Consider the following 16,833-nt stretch of genomic DNA (forward strand, 5'->3'; position numbering starts at 1 on the left):
GCGGCATCCGCTTGTGCGAGCGCCCTAATCCGACCATGATCCGGGGTTAGCGGCGCCACCCTCACGCCCTAGCAAGCGCCGGAACCGGAATCGTTGGACATAGCGTTCGTCTACATCGCCGAGGCGTATCAGGTGTATCATGGGGCAGCGATCGCCCTCGACCTGATGCAGCGGCCCGGCGTGTCGGTGACCTCGTTCTACAACGAACCGGAAACCGTCCATCATCTGGAGCGCGTGCGCCGTGCCTGGGACGCAGCCCCGGCCGACTATCGCCGGCTGCACCGCTCGCCGCTGACCCGCGGGCTCCAGCGGCTGCGACGACTGGGCATGTTCAAGGACATGGTGCTGCGCGACAATGCGCGCACGCTGAACCGCTTCGATGCGATCTTCGCGGTCGAGAACTCGGTTGCGTCGGTACGCCGGCTGGGGGTCGACCGACCGCGCCTGATCTACAGCCCGCACGGCTTCGGCGACCGGGCGCGTGGTTTCATCCCGCGCATTGCGACCTTCGACTATGTCCTGCTGGCCGGTCCCAAGACCGAGGCGCGGATGCTGCGCGAGGGGCTGGTGCGGCCCGGCGACTATGCGCTGACCGGATCGGTCAAGCTGGAAACGGGCGAGCGGCTGCGCGATGCCGAGCCGCTGCGGCTGGCGGCGCCGGGGCCGACGGTGCTGTACAATCCGCACAAGGAGCCGCGGCTGACCTCGTGGCACCGCTTCGTCGAGCCGCTGCTGGCCGGCTTCGCCGCGCAGGACGACATGAACCTGGTGGTCGCGCCGCACGTCAAGCTGTTCCGCCGCCGCACCGCTGCCGTCCGCGCGCGGTGGGAGGGGCGCAGCACGCCGTCGATCCTGATCGACACCGGCTCCGACCGGGCGGTCGACACCAGCTATGTCGCGGCGGCCGACATCTATGTCGGTGACGTCAGCAGCCAGGTCTACGAGTTCCTGGCGACGCCGCGCCCGTGCGTGTTCCTTAACGCACACCGCATCGCCTGGCGCGACGACCCCAGCTTCGCCCATTGGCATCTGGGCGACGTGGTCGACGATCCCACCGACCTGATGGCCGCGATCCGTGCCGCCCCTGCCCGCCACGCGCTCTATCGCGATCGGCAGGCGGCGCTGGCGGCCGCGTCGCTGGGCGACCATCACCGCTCGGCGGCCCGCGCGGCGGACGCGATCATGGGGTATCTGACCCGTGGCTGAGCGGCGGGTCGGCTTCCTGTTCAACCACGATCAGGTCCATCAGGTCGCGCACAGCCTGCCGATTGCGCTGGCGCTGCTCGCCCGAGGCGGGCCGGTGCGCCCGGTGCTCGCCTCGACCAGTCCGCTGCTGACCGCCGAGATCCGCCGGCTTGCCGGACGGCCCCTCGACATCGTCGAGCTGGGACTGGAATCGCGGGTGTCGACCGGGCTCGACCGGCTGCTGGGACAGCTGGTCCCCGCGCGCAAGCTACTGGTGTATCGCGACAATCTCGCCTTCTTCCGCTCGCTCGACGCGCTGGTGGTCAGCGAGCGGACCTCGCTGATCCTGCGTTCGCGCTACGGCCTGCCCCTTCCGGTCATCCTGGCCGATCACGGCGCGGGCGACCGGGCGATCGGTTTCGATCCCGTCACGGCCCGTTTCGACCACGTCCTCGCCGCGGGACCAAAGATCCGCGACCGGCTGGTCGCCGATGCCGGGGTCGATCCGGCGCGGATCAGCATCACCGGCTATCCCAAGTTCGACCTGTTTCCCCCGCGCGGACGCAGCCTGCCGATGCAGACGAACGGACGGCCGACGATCCTCTACAACCCGCACGTCTCGCCGCACCTGTCGTCTTGGTACGCACAAGGGCGACAGGTGCTGGATTTCTTCCTGCATTCCGACACGTACAACCTGATCTTCGCACCGCACGTCATGCTGTTCCATCGGCCCTGGACGATCAGCATCGATCGGTTGAGGATCAACCGCCCCGGCCGGATCGATCCGCGCGTGCTGGCCGCGCCGCATATCCATGTCGATCTGGGCAGCCATTCCTCGACCGACATGACCTATGTCGATGCGGCCGACCTGTATCTGGGCGATGTCAGTAGCCAGGTCTATGAGTTCCTCCGCACCCCCCGCCCCTGCCTGTTCCTCGACGCGCACAGCACCGCGTGGCGGGGCGATCCCAACTACGCGCACTGGAGTGCGGGCGAGGTGATCGACGGTGCCGCCCCGCTGCCCCAGGCCCTGGCACGCGCCACCGAGCAGCATGCGCTGCGCTACGTCGATGTGCAACGCTCACTGTTCGATTACACGTTCAGCCGCACGGACACGCCCGCCCCGATCCGCGCCGCAGTCGCGATCGAGCGGCTGGTGACCGGTATGCAGGGCGGCTTGCTTGCCGCCAACATCACCGCTTAAGGCATTGACGATGATGCCCGACCCCCTTCCGGCGCAGGCGAGTGCGGGCAGCACGATGCGCCGCGCGGTCGCCCGCAACCTGGGGTGGCTGCTGGCGAGCCGCGGGGTCATCGCCGTGCTCTCCCTCTTCTATCTGGGCATTGCGACGCGGTCGCTGGGGGTGGTCGGGTTCGGGCGGTTCGCGCTCATTATCGGCGCGGCGCAGGCGCTGGCGGCGCTCGTCACCTTTCAGAGTTGGCAGATCATCGTCCAGTACGGCACGGGCCTGCTCGGCGACGCGGATCGCCCGGCGCTCGGCCGGCTGTTCCGAGGCACGGCGATGGTCGACCTGGCCAGTGCGGTGGTCGGCGCGCTGCTCGCCTGGTTGATCCTGGAGGTGTGGGGCGAGATGCTGGGCATCGGCCCGACGCTGAAGCGGGCGACATTGATCTTCGCGATCGTCCAGCTGCTCACCATCCGCTCGACCCCGCTCGGCATCCTGCGGTTGCGCGACAAATTCTCGAAAGGTGCGCTGGCCGACAGCGTCGCGCCTGCGGCTCGCTTCGTCGGTGCGATCCTCGTCGCCCTGTTCCACCCGACCGTGCAGGGCTTCCTGGCGGTGTGGGGTATGGCCGAGGTGGTGACCGCCGCGACCTATTGGATCATGGTCGCACGCGACGGCGATCTGGCGCTGATGCGGGACGGACGGGGTGCCCGCCATCTGCCGCGCGAGCATCCCGGCATCGTCCGCTATGCCCTGTCGACCAACGCCAGCGCCACGCTGGGCCTGTCGAGCAAGCAGGTGCCGCTGCTGATCGTCGGCGCTGCCGCGGGGCCGGCGGCAGCGGGCGCGTTTCGCCTCGCCTCGCAGCTGGCGCAGGCGCTCGCCAAATTGTCGCAGATGGTCAGCCGTGCCGCCTTCCCGGAGATGGTGCGCACCGTACGCGACGTCGCGCCGGAGGCGCTCGGGCGGCTGCTGACCCGGCTGTTCCTGGCGAGCGTCGCGGCGGCGGCGGCGATCATGGTGCTGGTCCTGATCGCGGGCAAGCCGGTGCTCAGCCTGGTCGGTGGCCGCGACTTTCGCGGCGCCTGGCCGATCCTGCTGTGGCTCGCGCTGGCCGGCTGCCTCGATTTCGCCACGGTGGCGGTCGATACGGTGATGACGGCATTGCAGCGCGCCGGCACGGTCTTCGCGATCCGGGCGGCGGGCGTGGTGCTGATGCTGGGTGCCGCCTGGCTCCTGATCCCGCCCTTCGGCGCGACCGGGGTGGCGGTGGCGGTGGCGGTTGGATCCGCGGCGGTGACGGTGCTGATGGCCGCCGCCGCCGCCCGCCTTTCCCGCCGGCGCTGACGCCCGGCACGCGCGGTAAAGCGCCGGTTCACGCCGAACCGGCTAACCGGGCGATAGATTTGCAAGGTTGATCCCTATGATCCGTAACGTTTTTTTCGTACTGGGCGCATTCGCCGCCGCAGCCCCCCTGCCGGCCCTCGCGCAGGAGTGCGGCGGCGTGGCGGGCAACGGCGCCGTCAAGCTGACTGTCCAGGCCACCGACCTGCGCAACGGCAAGGGAGAAGTCGCCTTCACCGTCTATCCCGACGACAAGCCGCGTTTCCTGGCCAAGGGCCGCAAGCTCTATCGCACCCGGGTGCCCGCGCGCCTGCCGGTGACGAGCAGCTGTTTCTGGCTGAAACCCGGCCATTACGCGATCGCGCAGTATCACGACGAGAACGCCGACCATAAGTTCAACCGGACGCTGTGGATGCCGAAGGAGGGCTTCGGCTTCTCCAACGACGCGCCGACATCGGTCGGTTTGCCATCCTTCGAGTCGGTCCGATTCCCGGTACCTGCCGCAGGTGCGACGATGCGCATGAAGATGCGTTACCAATGACGCGGCGGGAACTGAAACGCCTCCGTCATAATTATGTAGCTGTTTCGACTTTCGGTCTTTAGCTCTATGCTCGTGTCCACCGCCCTGCCCGCCACGCGCCTGTCCTTCGTCGGAGTCGAACCCGAGGCGATCACGCGCATCAAGGCGGCACCGACGCCCGCCGCCCTCGGCGCGCTGCGCATCGGCATCATCTGCAACCCGCGCGCCCATCGCAACCACGGCGCCGGCTATGCCGCCGGCGTCCCCGGCGCCGATAGCGTCCTGATCGCCGCCCCCCGCACCACCGAGGCACTGGTCGAGACGCTGGCGGGCTTTGCCGAGCGGCGCATCGACCTGCTCGTCATCGATGGCGGCGACGGCACGGTCCGCGACGTGCTGACCGCTGCGGGACAGCTGTGGCAGCGTGACTGGCCGGCGATCGCGGTGATCCCGTCGGGCAAGACCAATGCGCTGGCGATCGACCTTGGCGTGCCAGCCGGCTGGACGCTGGGCGACGCGCTGAGCGCGATGGCGCAGGGCCGCACCGTCATCCGCCGCCCGGTCGAGATCGCCCGCGACGACGACAGCCTGCCGCTGCGCGGTTTCCTGTTCGGCACCGGCGCCTTCGTCAAGGCGACGGAGCTGGCCCAGCACACCCACCGCGCCGGCGCCTTCAACGGCGTCGCGGTCGGGCTGGCGCTCGGTTGGGCGCTGATGCTGACCGCGTTCGGTGCGCGCGACAATGCGTGGCGCGCGGGCGACCGGATGGACGTGCGCCTGCCCGGGGGCCCGGTCGAGCGCGATCCGCTCTACCTGCTGCTCGCCTCCACGCTGGAGCGGCTACCGGTCGGCCTGCGCCCCTTCGGTCGGCCGCGCCAGGGACTGAAGCTGCTGACCGTCGACGCGCCGCCGCGCTGGCTCCCGGTGACGGTGCCCGCGCTGCTCGGCGGGTCAGAGGCGGCATGGCTGAAGCGTGCCGGTTTCCACAATCGCGACGCGGCCGCGTTCGACGTGACGCCAGACGACGGCTTCATCCTCGACGGCGAGCTGTTCGCGGGCGGCCAGCTGTCTGTGCATCAGGGGCCGGTCCTCTCCTTCGTCGTGCCGTGAGCACCGCGCTCGACGCGTTCGTCGCCACTGCGCTCGCCGCGCCCGTCCCGGCCGAGATCCACGGGATCGCCGCCACGCTGGCGGCGTCGCCCGGCGTCGCGGCAGTGCTGTTCTATGGCTCCAACCTGCGCACCGGGCAGCTGGACGGCGTCCTCGACTTCTACGTCCTGACGCTCGGCCCGCCCGAGCGTGGGCTGTGGCCGCGCGTCGGCTATCGTGAGTTCGCACGCGCCGGCACGACGCTGCGCGCCAAGATCGCGACCATGCGGCTGGCGACGTTCGAGCGGGCAGCGCGCGGCGCGCTGGTCGATACGACGATCTGGACCCGTTTCGTCCAGCCCTCTGCCTTGGTCTGGGCGCGCGACGAAGCGGCACGGCTACGGGTGACCGAGTCTGTCGGTGCCGCCGCCCTCACCGCCGCGCGCTTCGCCGCCGTCCTCGGCCCCGAGCGGGGCGAACCGGCCGCGTTCTGGCGCGCGCTGTTCCGCGAAACCTACGCTGCCGAGCTGCGCGTCGAGCAGCCGGGGCGCGAGGAGCAGATCCTGGCTCATGGCGCCGGCCGCTATCAGGCGCTGCTGCCGCTGGCATGGAAGGCGGCGGGCATCGCCTTCGCCAAGACGGGAGACGAACTGGCGCCCGTGGTCGGGGACGACGAGCGTCGTCGCCTGCTCGCGGCGTGGCGGCGGCGGCGGCGGCTGGGGCGGCCGTTGAACGTCGTCCGGCTGGTCCGCGCCGCCTGGACCTTCGAAGGGGCCGGTGCCTATGGCGCGTGGAAGGTCGAGCGGCACACCGGCGTTGCCGTACCGCTGACCCCCTTTCGCGAGAAGCATCCGATCCTCGCCGCCCCCGGCGTGCTGCTGCGCGTGTGGCGCGCACGACGGACGTGACCCCCGCCGCGCTGATCCTGGCCGGATCACGGCCGGGTGCCCCCGATCCGCTCGCCGACTATGCCGGCGTGGCGCACAAGGCGTTGATCGAACTGGACGGAAAGACCCTGCTCGCCCGCGTCACCGCCGCGCTGCGCCGGGCGGGGATCGACCGGATCGCGGTGTCCGCCGACCACCCTGCCGTCGTCGTCGAGGCGCTGCGCCTGTCGTTGCAGGTCATCGCACCCGCCGCCGGGCCGAGCGGCAGCGTGGCGGCGGGACTGTCAGCGCTCGGTGCGCCACTCCTGGTGACCACTGCGGACCACGCGCTGCTCCGGCCCGAATGGGTGACCCGCTTCGTCGCCGACGTGCCCGCCGGAACGGACGCGGCGGTGCTGCTCGCCCGGCGCGACGTGGTGGAGGCGGCTGCGCCGGCGACGCGGCGGACCTGGCTGCGCTTCGCCGACGGACACTGGTCGGGCTGCAACCTGTTCCTGCTCGCCACGCCCGCCGCCGGAGAGGCGATCGGCCTGTGGAGCCAGGTCGAGGCGGACCGGAAGCGACCGTGGCGGATCGTGCGGCGGCTGGGGCCAGGGCTGCTCCTCCGCTACCTGCTCGGCCGCCTCACGCTCGGCGCCGCGCTGCGGCACCTCGGTGCGAGGGCGGGCATCCACGCTGCGGCGGTCGCCAGCCCCTATGGACTGGCCGCGATCGACGTGGACAAGCCGGCGGACCTCGACCTGGTCCGCACGCTGGTCACGCGATAGACCGCGACGGACTCTCGAACACCTCCTCGATCGTCAGCCCGAACAGCTCGGCGATGCTGAAGGCGAGCGGCAGCGAGGGGTCGTAGCGGCCGGTTTCGATCGCGTTGACGCTCTGCCGGCTGACGCTCAGCAATTCGCCCAGATGCTGCTGGCTCCAGCCCCGCTCACCGCGCAGGATACGCAGACGGTTGTTCATGCCGCCCGCCGCTCGATCACGCGGTTGGCGCAGGCGCCGGCGCCCTGCCCCGCGATCCATACCATCGGCCAGGCATAGGCGGGCAGGTGCGAGACCAGCTCGAATCCTTCCAGAAAGCCCCAGATGGTCGCCGCCGTCATCGCCACCCCGGTCGCGACGAGCGTCTGGCGGACGATCAGCATCCGCAGATACTCGTCCCGTTCCTCGATCAGATAGGCGCCCAGCACGACGAAGAAGCCGACGACCGGCAGGGCCGGCAGCACCCCGATCGCATAGGCAATTGGCCCGCTCACCAGATGCCGCGACAGCAGATAGACGGCGGGAAACAGCAGAGCGGCATAGGCGATCGCCAGCACCAGAACGCGCTGGTTATGCCGCTGACGGGGAGATTGGACGCGCATGGAAAGCTCCTTCATGTGTGAAGGTAGCTTGTCGTGGAAAGCACGCTTTACGTCAAGTGTCCTTTCCACATCTTTTAAGCTCCGGCCTAAGCTCCGGCCGTGGATACGTGCCACGCGTGCCCGTCCCGCTCGATCAGCGCCGCTGCGCCGGGCGGTCCCATGCTGCCCGGCTCATAAGGCTCGGGCGCACCGCCCTTCGCCCACAGGTCGAGGAACGGCTGGACCGCCGCCCAGCCCGCCTCGATCCCATCGGCACGCTGGAACAGCGTCTGGTCGCCGGTCAGCAGGTCGTAGAGCAGCGATTCGTATCCGGTCAGCGCCCCGATGTCGAAACGGTCGGCGTAACGGAAATCCAGGCTGACCGGCACGGTGTCGACGGCAAGGCCGGGGCGCTTGATGACGATCTCCATGCTCAACCCCTCGTCGGGCTGGACCTGGATGATCATGCGGTTGGCGGGCGGGTGCTGATGCTCGGCGACGCTGCCGAACTGGGTGAAGGGCACCGGCTTGAACGTCACGACGATCTCGGTATCGCGCGCGGTCATCACCTTGCCGGTTCGCAGGTAGAAGGGCACACCCGCCCAGCGCCAGCTGTCGACCATCAGCTTCAGCGCGACGAACGTCTCCATCCGGCTGTCCGGCGCGACGTCGGGCACGTCGGTATAGGCCGGCATCGCCTGTCCGTTCAGCGTGCCCGCCACGAACTGGCCGCGCACCGCGTTCTTCGCGGCCTCCTCCGGCGAATAGCGGCGGATCGCCGCGAGCATCTTGCCCTTCTCGTTGCGGATCGCCTCGGCATCGAAGCTGTTGGGCGCCTCCATCGCGACCATCGCCAGCAGCTGGAACAGATGGTTAGGCACCATGTCGCGCAACGCACCGGTCGAGTCGTAGAACTTGCCGCGGGTGCCGATCCCCACCGTCTCGGCGGCGGTGATCTCGACCCGGTCGATATAGTGGTTGTTCCACAGGCTCTCGACGATGGTGTTGCCGAAGCGCGCGGTCATGATGTTCTGGACCGTCTCCTTCCCCAGGAAATGGTCGATCCGGTACACCTGGCTCTCGTCGACACAGGCGAGGATGCGGGCATTCAGCGCGCGCGCACTCTCCAGATCATGGCCGAACGGCTTCTCGATGGCGATGCGGCGGAATGCGTCGGGGGTCTGTGCGGTCAGCCCGTGCTGCGCCAGCTTCTCGACGATCGGTCCGAAGAACGGCGACGGTGTCGCGAGGTAGAAGGCTGCATTGCCGGTGGGCGCCGCCGCCAGCCGCTCCTTCAGCTGGATGAACACCTCGTCGGCGGTGAAGTCGCCGCGCAGGTAGTGGATTCGCTCGGCCAGCGCGTGCCACGCCGCGCCCTTGTCAACCGCGCCCTCGCCGCCCTGCTCGGCCTGGAAGCTGCCGATCCGCTCGCGCAGCATCGCATCGTCGCCCTCGTCGATGCCGATGCCCAGCACGCTCAGGCCGTCGTCGATCATCCCGCCGCGCGTCATGTTGATGAGCGCAGGCATCAGCAACCGGCGGGTCAGGTCCCCCGTCGCGCCGAAGATCACCAGCGTGACCGGCGGCGCCGGCTTCACCCCGTCCTGCGGGTGAGGGTCGGCCCTGCCGACCGCCTGCTCGTCCATCGCCGGTTGCCCCATCGTCGTCCTCCGATCCTGGCGACCAGACGCAGGGAGGGCGATGGCCGTTCCCTGACGATCAGTGGCGATGCTCCTGCTTCAGGCGATAGCGGCCCTCCGCGAAGCCGGTGAACAGGCCCGGGATGGCAGGATGGTCGACCGGCTCGTCGCTGTCGTCTGCGACCAGATTCTGCTGGCTGACATAGGCGACATAGCTCGATTCGATATTCTCGGCGAGCAGATGGTAGAAGGGCTGGTCCTTGCGCGGGCGGATCGCCTCCGGGATCGCGTCGTACCACTCGTCGGTATTGGCGAAGACGGGATCGACGTCGAAGATCACGCCGCGGAAATCGAACATGCGGTGACGCACCACGTCCCCGATCGTGAACCGCGCGTGTGATACGGGCGGAGCGGCCGGAGTCGGCGTAACGGCGGCGGCAGAAAGGCTGTCGGTCTCGTGCATCGACCCTATCTAGGCGTTGAATTTGCCCGCAACAAGCACAGCCGCTTGTGCAGCGCGATCGCTTGCGTTAGAGGCGCGCCCTCGACCGATCGGACAGGGCCTTCCCGGCCCGGTTTGACCCTCGCGGAGAGGTGGCAGAGTGGTCGAATGTACCGCACTCGAAATGCGGCGTGCCCTCACGGGTACCGTGGGTTCGAATCCCACCCTCTCCGCCATTCACCTTCACTCGGAACCCAGCCTGGTGGGGAACCCGCCGGACGCGGGCTCCCCGGTCGCCCTCGTCAGGCGATCTGTTCGGCTTGGCCGCCGCTGTCCGGGCGTGCGGGGCCGAGGATCGGTTCCTGGCCGAGCGGTTCGTTGCGGAAGACGGTGAACTCACCCTTCCCGTCCATCGACGGTCCGCTGGTCCAGCGCCCCTCCTGAAAGCTGCCGTCGACCGAGGTGACGTAGAAGTTGTAGTTGTTGGCCTGATCCTCCTTTTCCTGCGGAAAGGAGTTGGGGATCGGCAGCGCGCCAGTGGCGCCGCCCAGTTCCTCGATCACCGCCAGCCATTGCTCCTGGTGCATGGTGTCGCGCGCGATCATGTAGTGGAGCATCTTCTTCATGCCCTCGTCATGCGCCGCGTTGAACAGGCGGGTGGCGAGCACGCGGCCGGTGCTTTCGGCGGCGACGTTGCAATACATGTCGGCGGCGATGTTGCCGCTGGCATAGATGTGGCTCATGTTGAACGGCACACCGTCCGCGTCGCACGGCTGCGCGGCGAGGCCGGTCGACAGGATGTGGCGGTGGAGCATCCCCTCGATCGTGTGGCGCGGATTGCCGCCGCCCATCACCGCGCCGACGATGCCGTCCGCCGCGCCCTCTTCCTGCAGGCTGGCCGGTGCCTTTTCCAGGTTCAGCGCGACCGCAGTCGCCAGCATCTCGATATGGCCGATCTCCTCCGTCGCGGTCTGGAGCAGCATGTCGCGGTACTTGGTGTTGGGCGCGCGGCTTCCCCATGCCTGGAAGAAATACTGCATGCAGACACGGATCTCGCCCTCGACCCCACCGATCGCCTGCTGGAGCATACGGGCGAAGACCGGGTCGGGATTGCTGACTTCGACCGGATATTGGAGCCGCTTGTCGTGATAGAACATGATGGAGCCCTCGCTGGTATCGGATGCCACCCCCGACGCCTGAACGGTCTCGCTCCATTCGAGTTTATTGCGCAGCCACAACGTAACCCTTGTTTTTCAGTGATTTAGGTTAGGATGCGGCGGTAGAGGGCGATATAGTCGTCTGCCATCCGATCGACGCTGAACCGTTCCGCCACGGCGCGGCGACAGGCGGCGCGGTCGATCGCGTCGACCCGCGCGATCGCCGCCACCGCCTGATCGACCGTATCGACCAGGAAGCCGGTGACACCGTCCTCGATCAACTCCGGCATCGATCCGCGCGCGAAGGCGATGACCGGAGTGCCGCAGGCCATCGCCTCGACCACCGAAAGGCCGAACGGCTCGTCGAAGCCGATCAGGTGGAGGAGCGCCCGCGCCCCACCCAGTGCCCTGACCCGCGCCTCACCGCCGACCGCGCCGTGGTAGCGGATGGTGGCGTCCAGATGCGGCACTACCTCGCGCTCGTAATAGCCCTGATCCTGGACGATGCCGTACATATCCAGCGCGCGGCCGGCCGCCCTGGCCGCCACGATCGCCTCGCGCGCACCCTTGTCGGGGTGGATGCGGCCGAAGAAGAGCAGGTCGTCGCTGCCGGCCGGATCGAACGCGAAGTCGTCGACCGGGATGCCGTGGTGAATCGTCGCGGCATAGCGAAGCGCAGGATGCCGGTCCGCCGCGCTGATCGCGACATAGTGGACCCGGTCCTGATAGGGCCGGTACATCGGCAGGATGCGGTCAGACGAGAAGCCGTGGATCGTCGTCACCATCGGCGTGTCGACCAGCGGCGCGAAGGCGTGGGCGGGGAAATCCGCCTGGTTGTGGATCAGGTCAAACCGGTCCGCCTGTGCAAACAGATGCGACAGGTGGCGCATCTCCCACACCTTGGCGTCGATCGACGGGTCTTCCGAATAGGGCGCCGGCACCACGCCGTCGAGCGTGGCGGCGGTGACGCTGTCGAGGGTCGCGAACAGCGTGACGTCGACCCCGCGCGCGACCAGCGCCTCGGTCAGCAGGCTGGTGACCAGCTCCCACGGTCCATATTGCCACGGCGGGGTGCGCCAGGCGATCGGGGCGAGCATCGCGACCTTCATGCGAAGACGATGCCCTCGTTCGCGCGCAGCATGCCCGGCTCCGGCTCCCCGCTCAGGGTCGAGAGCAGCGGCGTGCCCGTCCAGTCGATCGTCACGTCATGGTCCGTCAGGTTGAGGAGGATCGAAAGGCTGCGCCCGCCCTCCTCCCGCCGATAGGCAAGGACGCCGGCAGGCGCGTCGAGCAGGGTGAAAGACCCGACCGCCAGCGCCGGTTCCGCCCGCCGCAGCGCCAGCAGCGCGCGATAGAGCGCCAGCATCGACCGCGGATCGGCGACTTCGGCAGCGACGTTGCGTGTCCGCCAGTCGGGGTTGAGCGGTAGCCACGGCTCGACCGTGCTGAACCCGCCATGGTCGCTGTCGTCCCACGGCATCGGCGTGCGCGAGCGGTCCCGGCCGATGTCGAGCAGCGGCTGGCGAAGGTGCTGCGGATCGCGGACCCGGTCGGGCGGGATCTCGACCCGACCGATCCCCAGCTCGTCACCCTGGTAAAGCGTGGGCGTGCCACGCAGCGTCAGGATCAGCATCGCCGCGACCCGCGCCTGGGCCTCGCCGATGCGCGCGGCGATGCGCGGTGCGTCGTGGCTGCCGATCACCCAGTTCGGCCAGCCGAACGGCGGCAGCGACGCCTCATATGCTGCGATCATGCTGCGCAGCACGCTGGCGTCCCAAGCGTTCTCGATCAGCTGAAAATTGAACGGCAGATGGACCTGCGGGCGCTCAGGCGTGCCATACCAGCGGGCGTGGCGATCGTTGGGCAGGAAGATCTCGCCGATCAGCACGCGCGCGCCATAGCAGTCGGCTATCGCGCGCATCTCGGCGGCGATCGCGTGGGCCTCTGGCTGATCGGTCGAGTGCAGCTGGATCACCCGGTCCCGCTCGGTGCGCGCGGGTGTCCAGTCGGGGTTGAGCGGATTGTCGGGCAGCCCCTCCGCCTTCACGATATGCCACAGCACGTCGATGCGGAAGCCGTCGACACCGCGATCGAACCAGAAGCGCATGGCATCGAGCATCGCCTGCTTCAGGTCGGGGTTGCGCCAGTTGAGGTCGGGCTGCTCCTTGAGGAAGGCGTGCAGGTAATATTGCCCGGTGGCGTCATCCCACTCCCAGGCGGAGCCGCCGAAGTCGCTGATCCAGTTGTTAGGCGGCCCGCCGTCCGATGCCGGATCGCGCCATATATACCAGTCGCGTTTGGGATTGCTGCGCGACGAACGGCTCTCGACGAACCACGAATGCCGGTCGGACGAGTGGTTGGGCACGAAATCCAGCAGCAGCTTCAACCCGCGGGCATGGACCGCCGCCAGCAGCCGGTCGAACGCCGCCAGGTCGCCGAACAGCGGGTCGATCCCGCAATAGTCCGCGACGTCATAGCCGAAATCGGCCATCGGCGAGGGGAAGATCGGCGACAGCCAGATGGCATCGACACCCAGCGCCGCGACATGGTCCAGCCGCGCCGCGATCCCGGCCAGGTCACCCACTCCGTCGCCGTCGCTGTCCTGGAACGAGCGCGGATAGATCTGGTAGACGACGCCCCGTTCCCACCACGGACGGCTGTGCGCTGGGTCGGACATCGCGATGCTCCCTCGCCGTCCTCCTAGGCGGCGACCGGGGCCGGGTCCACCGTCAGCGCAGCTGGCAGACGTCCAGCACGTCCATGTCGTTGTAATCGAGGTTCTCGCCCGCCATCGCCCAGACGAAGCTGTAGCTGGCGGTCCCTGCGCCCATGTGCACCGACCAGGGCGGAGAGATCACCACCTCCTCGTTGCGCATCACGATGTGCCGCAGCTCCTCGGCCTGGCCCATATAGTGGAAGACGCGCTGATCCTCGGGCAGGTCGAAATAGAGGTATATCTCGCTGCGCCGCTCGTGGATGTGGGGCGGCATGGTGTTCCAGACGCTGCCCGGCTTCAGCCGGGTCAGTCCCAGGCAGAGCGACGCGCTGCGACAGGCATGGGGCAGGATCAGCTGATAGATGGTTCGGTCGTTCGACGTCTCCAGGCTGCCGCGCTCCATCGGATTGGCGTCGTCCAGCGTCACCTTGCGCAGCGGAAAGGCGGCATGGGCGGGCACGCTGAGCAGGTAGAAGCGCGCGCCCTGCCCCGCAAAGTCGACATCCTGCGACCCCATCGGCACGTAGAGCGCCTCGTACGGGGCCAGCTCGATCCGCTCGCCGTCGACCGTGACGCTGCCGGTGCCCTGCCCGACATTGACGACGCCCAGCTCGCGCCGTTCGAGGAAGGGGTGGCCGGCGGCGCTCTCCGGCTCGGTCTGGCGCGGCAGGGCCAGCGGCTCGGCTCCCGGCACCGCGCCGCCGATGACGAACCGCTCGCCGTGCGAGTAGGTCAGCACGATCTCGCCGGGCCGGAACAGGCGGGACACCAGATAACGGTCGCGCAGGTCCTCGTTGCTCGCTCCCTCCATCATCGCGGGATGGGTGGCGTAATAGGTCTTCTCGTACATCGTGCTCAACGCCCCCGGTCCAGATCGGCGATCGCGGTGGCGGCGAGCAGGAAGGCGCCGACCCCGTAGAATTGCGTGTCCTGCGCCTCGACCTTCTCGGGCCGGTCGCTGACCTGCTGCACCCAGCCGAGCCGCCCGTCGGGCTGGATCGCGCGCTGGAGCGCCGCCCAGCCGCGCCGCGCATTGTCCTCGTACCTCGCGCGCGGCAGCAGCCCCGCCCTGATCCCCCACGCCATGCCATAGGTGAAGAAGCCGGTGCCGCTCGACTCCGGCGGCGAATCCTCGGGCGCGAGCAGCGACGGCGCCCAATAGCCGTCGGGCTTCTGCAACGTCTTCAGCTTGGCCGCCATCTCGACGAACAGCGCCTCCATCCGCCGACGATCGGCACTGCCCTTGGGCAGATAGGGGATGATGCGCGCCATGCCGGCAAAGACCCAGCCATTGCCGCGGCTCCAGAACTGCTTGCGCCCCTTGGCGTCGCGGCGCTCGAAGAAGCGGCTGTCGCGGTAATAGAGATGCTCGACCGGATCGAAGAGGAAGTCGGTCGTCGCCCAGAACTCGCGCATCGCGAAGTCGCGGTAGCGGGGGTCGCCGGTCTGGCGCGACAGCTCGACGAACGCGGGCGGCGCCATGAACAGCGCGTCGCACCAGCACCAGCGGGTCAGGCACTCGGTCGCCCCGTAGCCCTCAGGCGGGACGGCGAAGGCGAGCGTGGTGACCGCCGGCTTGGCGAGGATCGCGTCGAAGCGCGCCTTGGTCGGCGCGCGTGCGGCGGCGCCGGCGCCGTGCTGCGCCGCCCAGAGATAGCTCTGGGTGATCGCCAGATCGTCAGCGAAATAGGTCTTGTCGCCCGGCCGCCACTGGTTGGCGCGGCCCATCGCGCGGATCGCCTCGCCGATCCGCGGCGGTGCGCCGGCATCGGCGAGCGCGGTCATGCCGACCCAGAACACCGCCTGCTCCCAGGCGCGTGGGTTGCGCGTCTCGCCGGTCGCCTTGGGCAGATGGTCGAAATCGGCGATGCGCTTTACCTGCCAGTCGGCCAGCCGCGTCGCCGCCTCGATCGGCGCGGCGGGCGTTTGCGCCGTCACGGTCGCGGGCGCCAGCAGCAGCGCAGCGGCAAGGGTGCGGAACTTCATCGTCCAGTCTCCGGCAGGGGGTCGAAGCCGCGGGCGACGGGCGCCAGCCGCGGGCTGATGAGGTGGATCGCGGCGAGCGCGAGCAGATACGCACCCCCCGCCACCGCGAAGATCGGCGCATAGCTGTTCGAGATGCCGAGCACATAGCCGACGAATTTGGCGATCAGCATGCCGCCGATCGCGCCGCAGGTGCCGCCGATCCCGACCACCGATCCCACCGCCGTGCGCGGGAACAGGTCGGACGGCAGCGTCAGCAGGTTGGCGGAAAAGGCCTGGTGCCCCGCCGTCGCCAGTCCGATCAGCAGCACCGCGATCCACAGCGAATCGATGTACTGCACCGTCACGATCGGCAGCACGACGAGCGCGCAGCCCAGCATCGTCAGCTTGCGCGCGGCGTTGGCGCTATAGCCGCGGCGGATCAGCCGCGACGACGCCCAGCCACCGATGACGCTACCGAAATCGGACATGACATAAATCACCACCAGCGGCGGCCCGAACGACTTCAGGTCGAGCCCGTATCGCTTGCCCAGGAAGTCGGGCAGCCAGAACAGGAACATCCACCAGATCGGGTCGGTCAGGAACTTCGGCACCGCATAGGCCCAGGTCTCGCGCACCGCGAACAGCCGCCGCCAGGGCAGGAAGCCGGCCGGCTGGACCGGATCGCTGCGGATCAGCGCCAGCTCGCCGGCGGTGACCGAGCCATGCTCCTCCGGGCGGCGATAGAGGATCAGCCACGCCGCCAGCCAGACGAAGCTGAACAGCCCGGTCGCCACGAACGCCGCGCGCCAGCCCCAGCCGATCGCGATCGCCGGCACCAGCAGCGGCGTGACGATCGCGCCGACATTCGCGCCCGCGTTGAAGATGCCGACCGCCAGCGCCCGCTCGCGCTGCGGGAACCACTCGGCCACCGCCTTCAGCCCGGCGGGAAAGTTGCCGGACTCACCGATGCCCAGTGCGAAGCGGACCAGTCCGAACTGACCGACCGTCGCCACCAGCCCGTGCGCCATGTGCGCGATCGTCCAGAAGGTGAAGGCGATCGCATAGCCCCAGCGCGCACCGATCGCGTCGATCAGCCGGCCGATGCCCAAGAACCCGATGGCATAGGCACACTGGAACCAGAACACGATGTCGGCATACTGCGCCTCGCTCCAGCCCAGATCGGCCTGCAGCACCGGCTTCAGCACGCCGATCATCTGCCGGTCGATATAGTTGATCGCGGTGGCGGCGAAGAGCAGGCCGCAGATCACCCAGCGATACCGCCCTACCCTCTCCGTCATCGACGCCCTCCACGATCCTGCTCGATCGGCAGTCGGGAGTTATCGTACAAGTTGGCCGCG

Annotated in this window: 17 protein-coding genes and 1 tRNA gene; 8 read left to right on the forward strand and 10 right to left on the reverse strand. The window is 68.9% G+C overall.

Annotation, left to right across the window (positions count from 1 at the left end; genetic code table 11):
* Nucleotides 1-93 precede the first annotated feature (93 nt).
* The 7 genes from Q5H91_RS09975 to Q5H91_RS10005 all read left to right on the forward strand — a co-directional run bounded on the left by Q5H91_RS09975 (nucleotide 94) and on the right by Q5H91_RS10005 (nucleotide 6,979).
* Nucleotides 94-1,206: a CDP-glycerol glycerophosphotransferase family protein gene (locus tag Q5H91_RS09975; protein WP_305173249.1), complete on the forward strand. Its 1,113-nt coding sequence runs from the start codon at nucleotides 94-96 to the stop codon at nucleotides 1,204-1,206.
* Nucleotides 1,199-2,389, forward strand: a complete 1,191-nt coding sequence (locus tag Q5H91_RS09980) for a CDP-glycerol glycerophosphotransferase family protein (RefSeq protein ID WP_305173250.1) — start codon at nucleotides 1,199-1,201, stop codon at nucleotides 2,387-2,389. Before Q5H91_RS09975 ends, Q5H91_RS09980 begins: the two co-directional genes overlap by 8 nt.
* A 10-nt stretch (nucleotides 2,390-2,399) precedes the next feature.
* Nucleotides 2,400-3,719 (forward strand): lipopolysaccharide biosynthesis protein, encoded by a 1,320-nt coding sequence (locus tag Q5H91_RS09985; protein ID WP_305173251.1) that lies wholly within the window; start codon nucleotides 2,400-2,402, stop codon nucleotides 3,717-3,719.
* 76 nt (nucleotides 3,720-3,795) lie between these two features.
* The gene (locus Q5H91_RS09990; RefSeq protein WP_305173252.1) at nucleotides 3,796-4,257 is read left to right on the forward strand and encodes a DUF2141 domain-containing protein; all 462 of its coding nucleotides are present in this window, start codon (nucleotides 3,796-3,798) and stop codon (nucleotides 4,255-4,257) included.
* A 72-nt stretch (nucleotides 4,258-4,329) separates the two neighbouring features.
* Nucleotides 4,330-5,346: a diacylglycerol/lipid kinase family protein gene (locus Q5H91_RS09995; RefSeq protein WP_305173253.1), complete on the forward strand. Its 1,017-nt coding sequence runs from the start codon at nucleotides 4,330-4,332 to the stop codon at nucleotides 5,344-5,346.
* Nucleotides 5,343-6,233 (forward strand): hypothetical protein, encoded by an 891-nt coding sequence (locus Q5H91_RS10000; protein ID WP_305173254.1) that lies wholly within the window; start codon nucleotides 5,343-5,345, stop codon nucleotides 6,231-6,233. Before Q5H91_RS09995 ends, Q5H91_RS10000 begins: the two co-directional genes overlap by 4 nt.
* Nucleotides 6,212-6,979: a nucleotidyltransferase family protein gene (locus Q5H91_RS10005; RefSeq protein ID WP_305173255.1), complete on the forward strand. Its 768-nt coding sequence runs from the start codon at nucleotides 6,212-6,214 to the stop codon at nucleotides 6,977-6,979. Before Q5H91_RS10000 ends, Q5H91_RS10005 begins: the two co-directional genes overlap by 22 nt.
* Here Q5H91_RS10005 and Q5H91_RS10010 read toward each other — a convergent pair.
* The 4 genes from Q5H91_RS10010 to hspQ form a co-directional block, all read right to left on the reverse strand.
* Nucleotides 6,969-7,175, reverse strand: a complete 207-nt coding sequence (locus Q5H91_RS10010) for a helix-turn-helix transcriptional regulator (protein WP_305173256.1) — start codon at nucleotides 7,173-7,175, stop codon at nucleotides 6,969-6,971. The genes Q5H91_RS10005 and Q5H91_RS10010 overlap by 11 nt on opposite strands.
* Complete coding sequence (locus Q5H91_RS10015; protein WP_305173257.1) at nucleotides 7,172-7,576, reverse strand: hypothetical protein; 405 nt, start codon at nucleotides 7,574-7,576, stop codon at nucleotides 7,172-7,174. Before Q5H91_RS10015 ends, Q5H91_RS10010 begins: the two co-directional genes overlap by 4 nt.
* 86 nt (nucleotides 7,577-7,662) lie before the next feature.
* On the reverse strand, nucleotides 7,663-9,216 hold the full coding sequence (gene zwf / locus Q5H91_RS10020) for a glucose-6-phosphate dehydrogenase (protein ID WP_305173258.1): 1,554 nt from the start codon (nucleotides 9,214-9,216) through the stop codon (nucleotides 7,663-7,665).
* Between the two features lie 58 nt (nucleotides 9,217-9,274).
* The gene (hspQ, locus tag Q5H91_RS10025) at nucleotides 9,275-9,658 is read right to left on the reverse strand and encodes a heat shock protein HspQ (protein WP_305173259.1); all 384 of its coding nucleotides are present in this window, start codon (nucleotides 9,656-9,658) and stop codon (nucleotides 9,275-9,277) included.
* A gap of 125 nt (nucleotides 9,659-9,783) precedes the next feature.
* Here hspQ and Q5H91_RS10030 point away from each other — a divergent pair.
* Nucleotides 9,784-9,873, forward strand: a tRNA-Ser gene (locus Q5H91_RS10030).
* Between the two features lie 66 nt (nucleotides 9,874-9,939).
* On the opposite strand, the gene Q5H91_RS10035 is transcribed toward Q5H91_RS10030, so the two are convergent.
* From Q5H91_RS10035 to Q5H91_RS10060, 6 genes are all read right to left on the reverse strand, one after another.
* Nucleotides 9,940-10,794 carry a manganese catalase family protein gene (locus tag Q5H91_RS10035; RefSeq protein WP_305173260.1) on the reverse strand — a complete coding sequence of 285 codons (855 nt, stop codon included), beginning with the start codon at nucleotides 10,792-10,794 and terminating at the stop codon, nucleotides 9,940-9,942.
* A gap of 104 nt (nucleotides 10,795-10,898) precedes the next feature.
* A complete protein-coding gene (locus Q5H91_RS10040; RefSeq protein ID WP_305173261.1) occupies nucleotides 10,899-11,903 on the reverse strand; it encodes a glycosyltransferase family 4 protein in 1,005 nt (334 codons plus the stop codon).
* Nucleotides 11,900-13,471 carry an alpha-amylase family glycosyl hydrolase gene (locus Q5H91_RS10045; protein WP_305173262.1) on the reverse strand — a complete coding sequence of 524 codons (1,572 nt, stop codon included), beginning with the start codon at nucleotides 13,469-13,471 and terminating at the stop codon, nucleotides 11,900-11,902. The genes Q5H91_RS10040 and Q5H91_RS10045 overlap by 4 nt, the downstream gene beginning before the upstream one ends.
* Nucleotides 13,472-13,523: 52 nt before the next feature.
* Nucleotides 13,524-14,360: a 5-dehydro-4-deoxy-D-glucuronate isomerase gene (gene kduI, locus Q5H91_RS10050; RefSeq protein ID WP_305173367.1), complete on the reverse strand. Its 837-nt coding sequence runs from the start codon at nucleotides 14,358-14,360 to the stop codon at nucleotides 13,524-13,526.
* A 5-nt stretch (nucleotides 14,361-14,365) separates the two neighbouring features.
* A complete protein-coding gene (locus Q5H91_RS10055) occupies nucleotides 14,366-15,496 on the reverse strand; it encodes a glycoside hydrolase family 88/105 protein (RefSeq protein WP_305173263.1) in 1,131 nt (376 codons plus the stop codon).
* The gene (locus tag Q5H91_RS10060) at nucleotides 15,493-16,773 is read right to left on the reverse strand and encodes an MFS transporter (protein ID WP_305173264.1); all 1,281 of its coding nucleotides are present in this window, start codon (nucleotides 16,771-16,773) and stop codon (nucleotides 15,493-15,495) included. The genes Q5H91_RS10055 and Q5H91_RS10060 overlap by 4 nt, the downstream gene beginning before the upstream one ends.
* Nucleotides 16,774-16,833 lie beyond the last annotated feature (60 nt).

This window comes from Sphingomonas aurea (assembly GCF_030678875.1).
Taxonomy (GTDB): Bacteria; Pseudomonadota; Alphaproteobacteria; order Sphingomonadales; family Sphingomonadaceae; genus Sphingomonas; species Sphingomonas aurea.

Bases quoted from the DNA above. Each gene is read 5' to 3' on its own strand.
- kduI (WP_305173367.1), bottom strand. From the start codon at position 14,360: ATGTACGAGAAGACCTATTACGCCACCCATCCCGCGATGATGGAGGGA.
- Q5H91_RS10045 (WP_305173262.1), bottom strand. From the start codon at position 13,471: ATGTCCGACCCAGCGCACAGCCGTCCGTGGTGGGAACGGGGCGTCGTC.
- Q5H91_RS09985 (WP_305173251.1), top strand. From the start codon at position 2,400: ATGATGCCCGACCCCCTTCCGGCGCAGGCGAGTGCGGGCAGCACGATG.
- Q5H91_RS10060 (WP_305173264.1), bottom strand. From the start codon at position 16,773: ATGACGGAGAGGGTAGGGCGGTATCGCTGGGTGATCTGCGGCCTGCTC.
- Q5H91_RS10015 (WP_305173257.1), bottom strand. From the start codon at position 7,576: ATGCGCGTCCAATCTCCCCGTCAGCGGCATAACCAGCGCGTTCTGGTG.
- Q5H91_RS10040 (WP_305173261.1), bottom strand. From the start codon at position 11,903: ATGAAGGTCGCGATGCTCGCCCCGATCGCCTGGCGCACCCCGCCGTGG.
- Q5H91_RS09990 (WP_305173252.1), top strand. From the start codon at position 3,796: ATGATCCGTAACGTTTTTTTCGTACTGGGCGCATTCGCCGCCGCAGCC.
- zwf (WP_305173258.1), bottom strand. From the start codon at position 9,216: ATGGGGCAACCGGCGATGGACGAGCAGGCGGTCGGCAGGGCCGACCCT.
- hspQ (WP_305173259.1), bottom strand. From the start codon at position 9,658: ATGCACGAGACCGACAGCCTTTCTGCCGCCGCCGTTACGCCGACTCCG.
- Q5H91_RS10055 (WP_305173263.1), bottom strand. From the start codon at position 15,496: ATGAAGTTCCGCACCCTTGCCGCTGCGCTGCTGCTGGCGCCCGCGACC.
- Q5H91_RS10010 (WP_305173256.1), bottom strand. From the start codon at position 7,175: ATGAACAACCGTCTGCGTATCCTGCGCGGTGAGCGGGGCTGGAGCCAG.
- Q5H91_RS10035 (WP_305173260.1), bottom strand. From the start codon at position 10,794: ATGTTCTATCACGACAAGCGGCTCCAATATCCGGTCGAAGTCAGCAAT.